At 71.9% G+C, this 12,702-nt stretch carries 13 protein-coding genes; 9 read left to right on the forward strand and 4 right to left on the reverse strand.

What is annotated here, in order from left to right:
- The first annotated feature begins 182 nt into the window (after window positions 1-182).
- From ACFUO4_RS11190 to nthA, 4 genes are all read left to right on the forward strand, one after another.
- Window positions 183-1,037, forward strand: a complete 855-nt coding sequence (locus ACFUO4_RS11190) for a Teichoic acid biosynthesis protein C (Precursor) (protein WP_383482654.1) — start codon at window positions 183-185, stop codon at window positions 1,035-1,037.
- Window positions 1,038-1,136: 99 nt separating this feature from the next.
- Window positions 1,137-1,418, forward strand: a complete 282-nt coding sequence (locus ACFUO4_RS11195; RefSeq protein ID WP_079309842.1) for an SH3-like domain-containing protein — start codon at window positions 1,137-1,139, stop codon at window positions 1,416-1,418.
- Entirely contained in the window at window positions 1,411-1,704 is a 294-nt protein-coding gene (locus tag ACFUO4_RS11200; protein WP_126272338.1) for an SH3-like domain-containing protein, read from the forward strand. Before ACFUO4_RS11195 ends, ACFUO4_RS11200 begins: the two co-directional genes overlap by 8 nt.
- Complete coding sequence (nthA, locus tag ACFUO4_RS11205; protein ID WP_383482658.1) at window positions 1,694-2,275, forward strand: nitrile hydratase subunit alpha; 582 nt, start codon at window positions 1,694-1,696, stop codon at window positions 2,273-2,275. The genes ACFUO4_RS11200 and nthA overlap by 11 nt, the downstream gene beginning before the upstream one ends.
- Here nthA and ACFUO4_RS11210 read toward each other — a convergent pair.
- Window positions 2,238-3,671, reverse strand: coding sequence for a tetratricopeptide repeat protein (locus tag ACFUO4_RS11210; protein ID WP_383482661.1), 1,434 nt, complete (start codon window positions 3,669-3,671; stop codon window positions 2,238-2,240). The two genes, nthA and ACFUO4_RS11210, sit on opposite strands and share 38 nt — an antisense overlap.
- A gap of 92 nt (window positions 3,672-3,763) precedes the next feature.
- On the opposite strand from ACFUO4_RS11210, the gene ACFUO4_RS11215 reads away from it, so the two are divergent.
- Window positions 3,764-5,170: an FAD-binding oxidoreductase gene (locus ACFUO4_RS11215; protein ID WP_383482664.1), complete on the forward strand. Its 1,407-nt coding sequence runs from the start codon at window positions 3,764-3,766 to the stop codon at window positions 5,168-5,170.
- Between the two features lie 17 nt (window positions 5,171-5,187).
- Here the strand turns inward: ACFUO4_RS11215 and ACFUO4_RS11220 are convergent, their stop codons facing one another.
- The gene (locus tag ACFUO4_RS11220; RefSeq protein WP_079309846.1) at window positions 5,188-5,601 is read right to left on the reverse strand and encodes an SsgA family sporulation/cell division regulator; all 414 of its coding nucleotides are present in this window, start codon (window positions 5,599-5,601) and stop codon (window positions 5,188-5,190) included.
- A 225-nt stretch (window positions 5,602-5,826) separates the two neighbouring features.
- Here ACFUO4_RS11220 and ACFUO4_RS11225 point away from each other — a divergent pair, with 225 nt between their 5' ends.
- Both ACFUO4_RS11225 and ACFUO4_RS11230 read left to right on the forward strand, forming a co-directional pair.
- A complete protein-coding gene (locus tag ACFUO4_RS11225) occupies window positions 5,827-7,815 on the forward strand; it encodes an RDD family protein (protein WP_383482667.1) in 1,989 nt (662 codons plus the stop codon).
- An 89-nt stretch (window positions 7,816-7,904) separates the two neighbouring features.
- Entirely contained in the window at window positions 7,905-8,540 is a 636-nt protein-coding gene (locus ACFUO4_RS11230) for an RDD family protein (protein WP_383482670.1), read from the forward strand.
- Between the two features lie 29 nt (window positions 8,541-8,569).
- Here ACFUO4_RS11230 and ACFUO4_RS11235 read toward each other — a convergent pair whose 3' ends face one another.
- Window positions 8,570-8,848, reverse strand: a complete 279-nt coding sequence (locus tag ACFUO4_RS11235; protein ID WP_079309849.1) for a hypothetical protein — start codon at window positions 8,846-8,848, stop codon at window positions 8,570-8,572.
- A gap of 404 nt (window positions 8,849-9,252) precedes the next feature.
- Here ACFUO4_RS11235 and ACFUO4_RS11240 point away from each other — a divergent pair, with 404 nt between their 5' ends.
- Window positions 9,253-11,595: an immune inhibitor A domain-containing protein gene (locus ACFUO4_RS11240; RefSeq protein ID WP_383482673.1), complete on the forward strand. Its 2,343-nt coding sequence runs from the start codon at window positions 9,253-9,255 to the stop codon at window positions 11,593-11,595.
- A gap of 122 nt (window positions 11,596-11,717) precedes the next feature.
- Window positions 11,718-12,065 carry a hypothetical protein gene (locus ACFUO4_RS11245; protein ID WP_383482676.1) on the forward strand — a complete coding sequence of 116 codons (348 nt, stop codon included), beginning with the start codon at window positions 11,718-11,720 and terminating at the stop codon, window positions 12,063-12,065.
- 8 nt (window positions 12,066-12,073) lie between these two features.
- On the opposite strand, the gene ACFUO4_RS11250 is transcribed toward ACFUO4_RS11245, so the two are convergent.
- Window positions 12,074-12,664: an isochorismatase family protein gene (locus ACFUO4_RS11250; protein ID WP_079309851.1), complete on the reverse strand. Its 591-nt coding sequence runs from the start codon at window positions 12,662-12,664 to the stop codon at window positions 12,074-12,076.
- Window positions 12,665-12,702 lie beyond the last annotated feature (38 nt).

Raw genomic sequence — 12,702 nt, forward strand, 5'->3', positions numbered from 1 at the left:
GGGAACCTGTGAAGCCACGGGAACCCGTGAAGCCACGGGACCCTGCGAAGCCGCGGAAACCTGTGAATGTGCCGTGAATCCACAAGCGCTTTCGCGGAACCTTGAAACCGGTGAACGGGAGTTGACACTCTCTGGTCTCGTGGACGCCGCCAGGGCGTCCATGGGACCCGGGGAGCACCACCGTGACCGACCGCGTCGACCTCGACGTACCGGCCAAGCGCCGGCTGAACGAGAAGGCCCTGCACGAGGGCACGGTCCTGCAGTCCTTCGCCTTCGACGAGGTGCACCGGCACCTGTACGCCCTCCAGGTCCGCCGCGGCGGCATCGGCGCCGGCAACCTCTGCCTCAACCAGCTCGACTACGACGGCGAGTTGCTCGGCCACATGCACCTCCAGGGCTTCGGGCACGGCGTCAGCATGGGCGTGCAGAACGCCGCCGACGGCACGGTGTGGATCTGGACCGAGGCCGAGGCGAAGGGCGGTTACGGCCAGGCCGTCACCCGCTTCCGGTTCGCCCCCGGCGCCACCCGCACCGTCGACGACGTCAACACCCGCAAGCCGATACCGGGTTCGACCAACAACCAGCCCACGGTCTGCATGGCGAGCAAGCGCATAGCCGTCCGCTACCGCCGCAAGGGCAAGCCCCGCTACCGCGTCTGGGACCTCGACGCCTTCGTCCACCGCGACTACGACGATCCCATCGCCGACATAGCCCAGCCCGACCCGCACCCCGACCCCAAGATCCCCTTCCAGGGGTACGCCCTGCACGGCGACCACCTCTACCAACTCGCCGGCACCGCCTACGACCCCGCGACCAACCCGCCCGCCAAGTTCGGCAACGCCCACCTCTCCTGCGTCGACCTCACCACCGGCGAACTGCTCCAGCGCATGCGCACCGAGGCCGGCCGCTCCCTCACCCACCGCGAGCCGGAGGGCCTCGCCGTCCGCCACCGGACCGGGAAGGGCCTCTACATCGGCCTCGCGTCGGGCCCGGCCGGCGCCCGCCGGTTCTCCCTGTACGCCAAGCCACTGCCGTAGCCGCGCCACAGCCACAGCCACAGCCACAGCCACAGCCACAGCGATGCCAGGGCGCCGCCGTGCCGCGCCACAGCCGCCGTACCGCCGTAGGCTGGCCCCATGGCGAGGATCAACGACGTGGGCGGCACCCAGGGCTTCGGCGCGATCGACACCGCCGACGACACCGAACCCTTCCACGCGGACTGGGAGGCCCGGGTCGTCGGCCTCTTCAACACCCTGCGCGCCCAAGGTCTGTTCAACACCAACGAGTTCCGGGACGCCATCGAGTCGATGCCGCCCGCCGAGTACCTGGCGGCCTCGTACTACGAACGCTGGTTCACCGCGATCGTCGCCCTGCTGGAGGCCAAGGGCGTCCTGGAACCGGGTGAGCTGGATGACTGACGGCGACCGCTTCCCGCCCGGCACCCGCGTCCGCACCTTCCCCCACGACCCGCCGCACCACACCCGCCTGCCCCGCTACGCCCGCGGCAAGCGAGGCGTGGTCGTCGAACCCGAGGGCCCCGCGGAACTCGCCGACATCAGCGCGCAGGGCCGCGGGGACGCGCCCGTCGAGCAGATCTACGCGGTCCGCTTCGCGGCCCGTGACCTGTGGGGCGAGGGCGACCACCACGTCGTACTGGACCTGTGGGAAAGCTACTTGGAGGAGGATCCCGACCGTGACCGGTGAGCACCTGGACGCGACGATCGCCCGGCGGGTACGGCGCCTCGAAACCCTGCTGGAGGAGAAGGGCCTGATCACCGGCGAGCGCGTGGACGAGGCCATCGACGCCGTCCTTGAGTCCTCCTCCCCGGCGAACGGCGCCCGGGTGGTGGCCCGCGCCTGGACCGACGGGGCCTTCAAGTCCCGCCTGCTGGCGGACGGTACGGCGGCGGTGCGCGAACTGGGCTACATGGAGGGCTCGTACCAGCGCCTGCGCGTCGTCGAGAACACGGCCGACACCCACAACGTCATCGTCTGCACCCTCTGCTCCTGCTACCCTCTGCGCCTGCTCGGCCCGTCGCCCAGCTGGTACAAGTCCGAGGCCTACCGCTCCCGGGTGGTCCGCGAACCCCGGGCTGTGCTGCGGGAGTTCGGCCTGGAACTGCCCGACACCGTCGACATCACGGTGTGGGACTCCAGTGCCGAGAGCCGCTACATGGTCCTGCCGCGCAGGCCGGAGGGCACCGAAGGGCTCGCGGAGGAGGAGCTGGCGGCGCTGGTCAGTCGCAACGCTCTGATCGGCACGGCTGCCGTGTGACCGACTCCGGTACCTCCGAGGACGGTTCGGCGCCCAGCTCCGCCAACGCCTCCCGAGCCGCGCGCACATGGAGCGGCGAGAAGTACGGGTTGATCCGCAGCGCCTCCTGGAGATGCCGCCGCGCGGGGCCCTGCCGCTCCAACTCCCGCTCGATCATGCCCCGGTGGAAGGCGTACAGCGCACTGCGTACGCCACCCCCGTGGACCGTGTCCGTCGCCCGCACCGCGTACCGCAGCGCCTCCTCGTCCGCCCCGGCCCGGTGCAGCGCCCACCCCAGCGCGTCGGCCACCGCGATCCCCGGCTGGCGCCGCCACTCCGCCCGCAACCGCCGTACGGCGGAGGCGGGATCACCGTGGTCGGCCTCGAACACGCCGAGCACGAGCTCCTCGTCGGCCCCGTCCGCGGCGGCGCTGCGCACCCGCGCCCGCAGCAGGTCGTACTGCGCCCGCGCCGCCTGCCGCAGCCCCAGCGACTCGTACAACTCACCCAGTTCCAGCGCGAACTGCGGGCTCGGCTGATGGGCCAGCGCCAGCCGGTACGCGCTCAGCGCCTCCGACGTCCGCCCCAGCGCCGCCAGCGCCCGCCCCTGCCCGGCCTGCGCGGCCCGCTGGTCGGGATCGATCCGCACCGCCTCCCGGAAGTTCCGCAGCGCGGCCTCCCGTTCCCCGCGCTCCCAGGCCAGCTGCCCCACCCGCTCCAGGTACGCCGCCCGCTCGGCCGGTGTCTTCGCCGCGGCCGCCGCGTCGGAGAGCTGCGCCATCGCGTCCTCACGCCAGCCCCGGTCCCGGTACACCGCCCCGGCCCTCGCCATCACGGCCGGCCCGCCCCGCAGTTCCTGGAGCCGCTCCAGCGCCCGCCCCGCGGCCTTCCAGTCGCCGAGCCCCGTATAGGCGTCGATCAGCGGCGGATACGTCGTCCACCGCTTCGCGTCCAGCTTCCGCGCGGCCTCACCCCACGTCCGCGCCGCCCGGAAGTCCCGCCGCGCGTTCGCCAGCGCCGCCATCCCGTCGTAGGCGGCGGCGCTCTTCTCCACCCGCAGCGAGGTCCGCAGCGCCCGGTCGGCCTTCGGGTAGTACGCCGACTGCGCCGTCCGCCGCCCCTGCTCGACGTACGCCGCCCCGAGCACCGCCCACGACGCGGCGTCCCGCGGGTTCCGCCGCAGATGCCTCTCCCGCTCACCGATCAGCACCGCGAGGTCCGGCAGCGCGGCCGGCACCCCCGCCGACACCGCCGTGAGCGCCTGCGCGCCCGGCGCCGGCGGCACGGCGCGCGGGCCCGTCCGCTGCACCGGCACCACCATCAGCGTCGCGCCGAGCACCAGACACCCGGTGAGGGCGGCGACCAGTCCCCAGCGGCCGAGTCGTCCGCCCCGCCGGGCCTCCTCTTGGTTCTCCATGGCGCTCACTGTGCGTCAGTACGACGACCGCATTCCCGTATGCGGAGGCGGGTGCGGACGGGGTTCACACCGATGGCCCCGGGTGCGAACCTGTGATCATGAGCCGTATCGAAGCGCCCCGCGACGAAGTGACCGGCAACCTCGTCGACCGGCTCCTGGCCGGTCTGCCCGCCGAGGCCGTCCTGACCGACCCCGACGTCACGGCCTCCTACGCCAACGACATGGCCAGCTTCTGCCCGGCGGGCGCCCCCGCCGTCGTCGTCCTGCCGCGCACGGTCGAGCAGGTCCAGCACGTCATGCGCATCGCCACGGAACTGCGCGTCCCGGTCGTCCCGCAGGGCGCCCGCACCGGACTGTCCGGCGGCGCCAACGCCACCGACGACTGCATCGTGCTGTCCCTGACCAAGATGGACCGCATCCTGGAGATCGACCCGGTCGAGCGCATCGCCGTCGTCGAACCGGGCGTCATCAACGCGACCCTCTCCCGCGCGGTCAACGAACACGGCCTCTACTACCCGCCGGACCCCTCCAGCTGGGAGATGTGCACCATCGGAGGCAACATCGGCACCGCCTCCGGCGGCCTGTGCTGCGTGAAGTACGGGGTGACGGCCGAGTACGTCCTCGGCCTCGAGGTGGTCCTCGCCGACGGCCGCCTGATGTCCACCGGCAAGCGCACCGCCAAGGGCGTCGCCGGCTACGACCTCACCCGCCTGTTCGTCGGCTCCGAGGGCTCCCTCGGCATCGTCGTCAAGGCGGTCCTCGCCCTGCGGCCCCAGCCGCCGCAGCAGCTGGTGCTGGCCGCCGAGTTCGCCTCGGCCGCCGCGGCCTGCGACGCCGTGTGCCGGATCATGGCGGGCGGCCACGTCCCGTCCCTCCTCGAACTGATGGACCGTACGACCGTCAAGGCCGTCAACGCCATCGCCAACATGGGACTCCCGGAGACCACCGAGGCCCTGCTCCTCGCCGCCTTCGACACCCCCGACCCGGCCGCCGACCTCGCCGCCGTCGGCGCCCTGTGCGAGGCCGCCGGCGCCACCCAGGTCGTTCCCGCCGACGACGCCGCCGAGTCCGAGCTCCTCCTCCAGGCCCGACGGCTCTCGCTGACCGCGCTGGAAGCGGTCAAGGGCACGACGATGATCGACGACGTGTGCGTGCCCCGCTCCCGGCTCGCCGACATGCTCGAAGGGGTCGAGCGGATCGCCGGGAAGTACGACCTCACCATCGGGGTCTGCGCCCACGCGGGCGACGGCAACACCCACCCCACCGTCTGCTTCGACGCCGCCGACCCCGACGAGTCCCGGCGGGCCCGCGAGTCCTTCGACGAGATCATGGCCCTCGGCCTGGAGCTCGGCGGCACGATCACCGGCGAGCACGGGGTGGGCGTGCTGAAGAAGGAGTGGCTGGCGCGCGAGCTCGGCCCCGTCGGGGTGGAGATGCAGCGGCAGATCAAGCAGGTCTTCGATCCGTTGGGCCTCCTGAACCCGGGCAAGCTGTTCTGAGCGCCGGTGTTCCGCCCTCACTGGGCGAGCAACTGGTCGAGCGCGTCGTCGATCCCCAGCTGCTCGCCCTCAGTCCCCGGGGGCACCACCCGCAGCGTCCGCTCCAGCCAGGCGGACACCTGGGCGGCGGGCGCCTCCAGGAGGGCGTCTCCGTCGGGTGAACTCAGCGCCATCAGGACGACGCTGCGGCCCTCCGACTTCGTCGGCCACACCCGCACGTCGCCGTGCCCGCACGGCCGGAACACCCCCTCCACGAGCAGGTCGCGGGAGAACGTCCAGTTCACCGGGTGGTCGGAGTTGATGTGGAAGGTGACGTGGACGGCGTACGGATCATCGGTGCGGTAGCTCAGCCGGGCTGGCACCGGGATGCTGCGCTCCGGCGACAGGATGAGTTTGAGCTCCAGCTCGCGTTCCACCACGGTGTAGTGCATGTCGGTCGTTCCTCTCCGCTCGTGCGCGGCCCTGTGGTGGGCCCGCACGGGTGGAGAGCGGGGAGGGGGCGGAACCATTACGCGGGTTCGGAGAACTTTTTTCCGGAGGCTTCTGCCGGACGCTCGAACGTATGGGTCCGGTGGGACTGGCGGTGGGGGGTTGCTCCGGTCTGATAGATGTGGAGCCCCCCATATTCACCCCCGAGCAGATACGGGACGACGGACATGAGCGCCCCAACCCCGGCCCCCGGTGACGACAGGCCCCGCGAGGGCTATTACCCGGACCCGTCCATCCCCGGCTACGTCCGCTACTGGAACGGCGCCGCCTGGGTCCCGGGCACCAGCCGCCCGGCCCCGACGGACGGCACACCGCCGACGCCGCCGGGTGCGGGTGCGGGCTCCGGCGGTACGGGGGGTGCGGTGCCGCCGGTCGAGGAGACGGGCCCGCATTTCTTCGACGAGGATCCGCGGCCGCAGGCCTCCCCGTCCGACGCGCAGCACGGCAACCGCCCCGAACCGGCGTCGGCCTGGGGCGCCGACCGGGGACACCAGTCCGGCTTCGGCGGCGACCAGGACCGCCGCGTCTCCTGGGGAGCGCCGGCCGGCGCCGACCCCCGCGTCCCGTCCGAGACGTCCAGCACGGACGGCACGGCAACGATCCCACCCGCCCGGGACGCCTCTGACGTCCCGTCGGGCAACACGTTCGTGTTCCGCAGGCCTACGACGGGACAGCAGGGGGGTGCCGGGCAGGGTGCCGCGGCTTCGGGCGCCGGTGCGGGCGGCGCGGGTGCGTCCGGTGGACCGGCCTTCGGCGCCCCGTCCGCGGGCGGCCCGGCCGGGGCCGGCTCCGCCGCCGGCCGTCCCGCGGGCGCCGCAACTCCCGGTGTCCCCGGGCCCGCTGGCCCCGTGGGTGACGAGGGGACCATGACCTTCCGGGCGGTCCCCCCGCGCACGGCCCAGCAGGGCGGGGCGCAGGAAGGGAGCACGGGCGGCGCACACGCGGCCGGTGCGGCGGCGGCCGGCTTCGCCACACCGGCTCCCAGCACGGGCCCCTCCGCCACCGGCGGCCCCGCCTCCGGTGGTCCCGCTTTCACAGGCCCCGGCACTCCGGCGTCCGGCGCCCCCGCCACCGGCGGTCCCGCGTTCACCGCCCCCGGCGCTGCCACGTCCGCCGCCCCGGCGCCCGGCACCTCCGCTTCCGGCGGCCCCGCTTTCACCGGCCCGGGCACCCCGGCGTCCGGCGCCCCGGCGCCCGGCACCTCCGCTTCCGGTGGTCCCGCTTTCACTGGCCCCGGCACTCCGGCGTCCGGCGCCCCCGCCTCCGGCGGACCCGCGTTCACCACCCCTGGGGCCCCTGGAGCTGCCGCCCCCGCCGCCCCCGGCTTCGGTGCCGGGAAGGCCGCTGCCGAGCGGGCCGCCGGCGCGCAGGCGCAGGGAGGCGTCTCCGCCCAGGCGGCCGCCCCCGCTCCCGCCACCGCCTCTCCCTCCGCCGCTCCGACCGCCCTCTCCGGCCCCCAGCCGGCCAACCCGGTCGCCGGGGCCGCCACCCCCTCCGTCCCGCAGCAGCCCACCCCCGCCTCCGCCCCCATGAGCAGCGGTTCCGGTGGTGGGCAGCCCTCCTGGGCGCAGCAGGTGCACCGGCTGGCCGGGGCGTCGGGGGAGGACCAGCCCGTCCTGCCCTGGAAGCCGCCCGTCGACGACATCTTCCAGGCGGCCGCCCGGCGTCAGGCCTCCGCCCGTCCGGCCGGCCTCGGCAAGCGGCTGGCGGCGCGGCTGCTGGACACGGTCGTGGTGCTCGGCGTCACCGCCGTGGCGGCCGTACCGCTGGGCACCAAGGCCCTCGACCACGTCGACGAGAAGATCGACGCGGCGAAGCTCAGCGGCGAGACCGTCACCGTCTGGCTGCTGGACGGCACGACGTCGACGTACCTCGGCGTCATCCTCGCCGTCCTCCTCCTCTTCGGCGTCCTCTACGAGGCGCTGCCCACCGCCAAGTGGGGCCGCACCTTCGGCAAGAAGCTGCTCGGCCTGGAGGTGCGGGACATCGAGGGCGGCGAACCCCCGTCCTTCGGCGCGGCCCTGCGCCGCTGGCTGGTCTACAGCGTCCCCGGCCTGCTCGCGATCGGTGTCGTGGGCGTCGTATGGGGCCTGTTCGACAAGCCGTGGCGCCAGTGCTGGCACGACAAGGCCGCACATACGTTCGTAGCGGGATAGCCGGATACGGCGGGAGAGGCCGCGGATTCCGTACTCCGGACGGCCGCTCGCCGGATGCGGAGCCCGGGGGTTCGCGGTCGACTCGGGCCATGAGCAGCGAACCGCCCCCCGGCTCCGGTCAGCAGCCGCCGGAAGACGACCCGTTCAGGAAGCAGCCCCCGCCGTCGGGCGACTCCGGTTCGCCGTACGGCAGTCAGCCCCCGCCCTACGGAGGGGATCCGTACGGCGGAGGCAGCCCCTACGGCGGTGGCGGCTACCCCACCGACCCCCTCGCCGGCATGCCCCCGCTCGCCGACAGCGGCCGGCGCACGCTCGCGCGGATCATCGACATGATCCTGGTCGGGATCGTCGTCGCCCTGCTCACCTGGGGTTTCGGGGTCAACGAGTACGACGTGGACGCCGACAAGGTGGAGTACGGCAAGTCCCTCGCGCAGTCGCTGGTCGCCGCCCTGCTCTACATCGGCTACGACACCTTCATGATCACCAAGTCGGGCCAGACGCTCGGCAAGAAGTGGCTGAAGATGCGGGTGGCGAACCTGGAGAACGGCTCCACGCCCTCCGTGCAGACCGCTCTGCTCCGCTCCCTGGTGCTGTGGATCCCGTTCGCGTTCTGCTGTGCCTGCGTCTGGACCGCGATCTCGGGCGGCTGGAGCTTCTTCGACAAGCCCTACAAGCAGGGGCTGCACGACAAGGCGGCGAAGACGGTGGTGGTCAGCACCGGCTGACCACCACCGTCACCGCCGTACGTACGGGTTCAGGCAGCCTTCCGGGAGCTCGTGGCCACCGCGGCCACGGGCTCCTCGGCCGTCGCCGGGGCCGCCGCGGCGACCTCGGCGGGCTTCTGCACCGTGACCACGCGCGACCTGGGGATCGGCACCGTCATGGCGACGAGGAGCCCGAGCGCGAGCGCCGAGACGGCGATGACCGCGATCCCGAGCCCCGAACTCGTCTGTGACAGCAGCAGCATGGCGAGCGTCGAGAAGATCACGGTGAACGAACCGTAGGCGAGCTGTGCGGCAGTCGGACGAGGCATGGCAATCGTGTCCTCGGAAGTGGGGGTCCACGGGGGTGTCGGCCTGGCTTTCCGCCGAATTTCGAACGTTCCGCCAAGCGACTCTATTCGCGTGCATGCCCGAGCGGAACGAACAGTAAGCGTGACCTAACCAACAGTACCGGTGCACGGGGGGCGCACGGAGTCATACCGTCCACCAAGTGGACAGAGCCGAGCGCCGGTCGACCGGGGCGCGAGGTGTTCGTTAAAGCGGACGCCAACTCCGCATAGCGCACTTGTCTTGTCCAGGTCAAGATCTGTCTTTTCTTCTGAACCTCTAGTCAAATGTCGTCACTTGACTACACGCGTTGATCACGCGCGCGCGGACCCTCCATGATCAGGACCCCTCCTGCCCCCGCGCGCCCGAACGCGGGGGAGGACCTCAAGTGACCAGTAGATCCTGGACGTTCAGAGCGGCGGCGACCACCGTCGCACTGGCTGCCGCGACCGCGACGTTCTCCACGTTCGCCGTCGCCCAGGCCAGTACCGCCGCCCCTCAGTCGGCCACCGCGAACCGGACCGACCCTCAGCCGGCGAAGACCACGCAGGAACACGACTTCGACGGCCCGCTCTCCAAGACCCAGGAGGCGCAGCGCGAAGAGGCGCTCAAGCAGGTCATATCCGGCGACGCCAAGGTGCAGCAGCGCCACGGCTCACAGGTCGTCGAGCTCAAGAGCCGCAAGGGCGACAGGAAGTACGTCGAACTCGGCCGCGAGCGCACCGACAAGATCTTCACGATCCTCGTCGAGTTCGGCGACCGGACCGACCCCCGCTACGGCGGCACGGCCGGCCCCGCCCACAACGAGATAGCCCAGCCGGACCGCGCCCAGGACAACTCCACGGCGTGGCAGGCGGACTACAACACCGCCCACTACGAGGACCTCTACTTCGGCGACGGCACCGCGTCGATGAAGACCTACTACGAGAAGCAGTCCTCGGGCCGCTACTCGGTCGAGGGCGAGGTCACCGACTGGGTCAAGGTCCCCTACAACGAGGCCCGTTACGGCTCCAACTCCTGCGACACCTGCGCCTGGAACGCGGTGCAGGACGGCGTCACGGCCTGGGTCGCCCAGCAGAAGGCAGCGGGGCGCACCGCCGCGCAGATCAAGGCGGACCTCGCCGAGTTCGACCAGTGGGACCGCTACGACTTCGACGGCGACGGCGACTTCAACGAGCCCGACGGCTACATCGACCACTTCCAGATCGTGCACGCCGGCGAGGACGAGTCCGCGGGCGGCGGCGCGCAGGGCGAGGACGCCATCTGGGCGCACCGCTGGTACGCCTTCGGCACCGACGCCGGCAACTCCGGCCCGGCGGGCAACCTGCTCGGCGGCACCCAGGTCGGCGACACCGGCATCTGGGTCGGCGACTACACCATCCAGCCGGAGAACGGCGGCCTCGGCGTCTTCGCCCACGAGTTCGGCCACGACCTCGGTCTGCCGGACCACTACGACACCAGCGGCGGCGGTGACAACTCCACCGGCTTCTGGACCCTGATGTCCTCCGGTTCCTGGCTCGGCACCGGCAAGGACGCCATCGGCGACCTGCCCGGCGACATGACCGCCTGGGACAAGCTCCAACTGGGCTGGCTGAACTACGACGTGGCGAAGGCCGCGACCAAGTCCAAGCACCGGCTGGGCGTCGCCGAGTACAACACGAAGAACAAGCAGGGTCTGGTTGTCGAACTGCCCAAGAAGGCGGTCACCACCGAGATCGTGACCCCGGCCCAGGGCGCCACCCAGTGGTGGAGCGGCAGCGGCAACAGCCTCAACAACACGCTGTCCCGTTCCGTGGACCTCACCGGCAAGTCGGCGGCGACGCTGACCCTGGACGGCTGGTGGGACACCGAGGCCGGCTACGACTACGTCTACACCGAGGTCTCCACCGACGGCGGCACCAAGTGGACCCCGGTCGACGGCACCGCGGACGGCGTGGCCCTCCCGCGTGACGCCAGCGACCAGCCCGCGCTGAACGGTTCCTCGGAGACGTACAAGAAGCTGTCGTTCCCGCTGGACGCCTACGCCGGCCAGAAGATCGACGTGCGCTTCCGCTACTCCTCGGACGGCGGTGTGGCCGGCAAGGGCTTCACGGCCGACCGGATCTCCGTGACCGCCGACGGCGCCGCCCTGTTCAGCGACGACGCCGAGACCGCGGACGCGGCCTGGACGGCGAAGGGCTTCTCCCGCGTGGGCGGGTCCTTCACCAAGGATTACGCGCAGTACTACATCGCCGAGAACCGCCAGTACGTGTCGTACGACAAGACGTTGAAGGTCGGCCCGTACAACTTCGGCTTCTCCACGACCCGTCCGAGCTGGGTCGAGCACTACGCCTACCAGAACGGCCTGTTGATCTGGAAGTGGGACACCTCCCAGGCGGACAACAACACCAGCGCCCACCCGGGCACCGGTCTCGTCCTGCCGATCGACTCCCACGCGAAGGCCCTGAAGTGGTCCGACGGCACGGCGATGTCCAGCCGCCTGCAGTCCTACGACTCGCCGTTCAGCCTGTACCGCACGGACGGCATGACGCTGCACAAGGCGGACGTCGCGACCAAGATCCCGTCGTCGAAGGGGGTGCCGGTCTTCAACGACCACACCAGCACCTACTACGACGCGGCGACCCCCTTCGCGGGCGTCAAGGTCACTGACACCAACACCAAGATCAAGATCGTCAAGGAGGCCAAGAACGGCTCCACGATCTCCCTCGAGGTCGGCCCCGCGGTGAAGTAGTCCTTATTTCCGCAGGTCAGAAGGCTATCGGCGGCGACCCCCTGGCGGGTCGCCGCCGATCGTGTTTAGGTGCCACCTGATGACTTTCTTATTGACACCGGTGCACACGGGGGTGTGACTGCATGGCCGCAGGAGGTTTCTGCAAGCTGCCGACCGGCAGCGTGGTGGTGGCGCTGAACCTGCCCAGACCCGCCGCCGACGGCACGGACTGCGTCCGTGTCCTCGTCCACGCCCGCAACCGGGCGCGCGCCCTGACCAGGCTGCGCAACCTCGGGCTGCGCGCCGTCTACCTGCGCGGCAACGCGGCCCCGCCGACGCCGGACGAGATCACCGCCGTACTCCATCACCCGGACGGCCTGATATGGCGGACGGCCCCTGACAACGCTGTCGTGGCGGCGGGCCCGGAGCTCGCCCAGGAGCTGTGGCACCCGATCAGGGCCCTGCTGCGGAGTCCCGCGGCACCCGCCTGAGTCAGGCTCTAGGCCACGACGGGCTTCCCGCTGAGTTCCACGCCGGCCGCGCGCATCTCCTCCAGCGCCCGGTCCGTGGTCTCCGCCGCGACGCCCGCCGTCAGGTCCAGCAGCACCTGGGTACGGAAACCCTCCCGCGCCGCGTCCAGGGCGGTGGCCCGCACGCAGTGGTCGGTGGCGATGCCGACCACGTCGACCTCGGTGACCTCCCGGGCGCGCAGCCAGTCGGCCAGCGGGACGCCGTTCTCGTCGGCGCCCTCGAAGCCGCTGTAGGCGGCCGCGTAGGCGCCCTTGTCGAAGACGGCGTCGATGGCGCCGGAGGCGACGGCGGGGGCGAAGTTCGGGTGGAAGCCCACGCCCTCGGTGCCCGCGACGCAGTGTGCGGGCCAGGAGTGGACGAAGTCGGGGTTGTCGGCGAAGTGGCCACCGGGCGCTATGTGGTGGTCGCGGGTGGCCACGACGTGCTGGTAGCCGGAGCCCGCCGCCTGTCCGATCAGCTCGGTGACGGCGGCGGCCACATCGGCACCCCCGGCCACGGCGAGGCTGCCCCCCTCGCAGAAGTCGTTCTGTACGTCGACGACGATCAAGGCGCGGCGCATGGTGGGTGTCCTTCGATGGGGGTCCCCCCAGCTCTTCC

Origin of the sequence: Streptomyces sp. NPDC057280 (genome assembly GCF_042668605.1) — a bacterium.
In the GTDB taxonomy this organism is placed as follows: domain Bacteria; phylum Actinomycetota; class Actinomycetes; order Streptomycetales; family Streptomycetaceae; genus Streptomyces.

Excerpts from the sequence above, each read along its gene's own strand:
- ACFUO4_RS11220 (WP_079309846.1), bottom strand. The coding sequence starts at position 5,601 with ATGCACTACACCGTGGTGGAACGCGAGCTGGAGCTCAAACTCATCCTG.
- ACFUO4_RS11210 (WP_383482661.1), bottom strand. The coding sequence starts at position 3,671 with ATGGAGAACCAAGAGGAGGCCCGGCGGGGCGGACGACTCGGCCGCTGG.
- ACFUO4_RS11250 (WP_079309851.1), bottom strand. The coding sequence starts at position 12,664 with ATGCGCCGCGCCTTGATCGTCGTCGACGTACAGAACGACTTCTGCGAG.
- ACFUO4_RS11230 (WP_383482670.1), top strand. The coding sequence starts at position 7,905 with ATGAGCAGCGAACCGCCCCCCGGCTCCGGTCAGCAGCCGCCGGAAGAC.
- ACFUO4_RS11225 (WP_383482667.1), top strand. The coding sequence starts at position 5,827 with ATGAGCGCCCCAACCCCGGCCCCCGGTGACGACAGGCCCCGCGAGGGC.
- ACFUO4_RS11195 (WP_079309842.1), top strand. The coding sequence starts at position 1,137 with ATGGCGAGGATCAACGACGTGGGCGGCACCCAGGGCTTCGGCGCGATC.
- ACFUO4_RS11245 (WP_383482676.1), top strand. The coding sequence starts at position 11,718 with ATGGCCGCAGGAGGTTTCTGCAAGCTGCCGACCGGCAGCGTGGTGGTG.
- ACFUO4_RS11235 (WP_079309849.1), bottom strand. The coding sequence starts at position 8,848 with ATGCCTCGTCCGACTGCCGCACAGCTCGCCTACGGTTCGTTCACCGTG.
- ACFUO4_RS11200 (WP_126272338.1), top strand. The coding sequence starts at position 1,411 with ATGACTGACGGCGACCGCTTCCCGCCCGGCACCCGCGTCCGCACCTTC.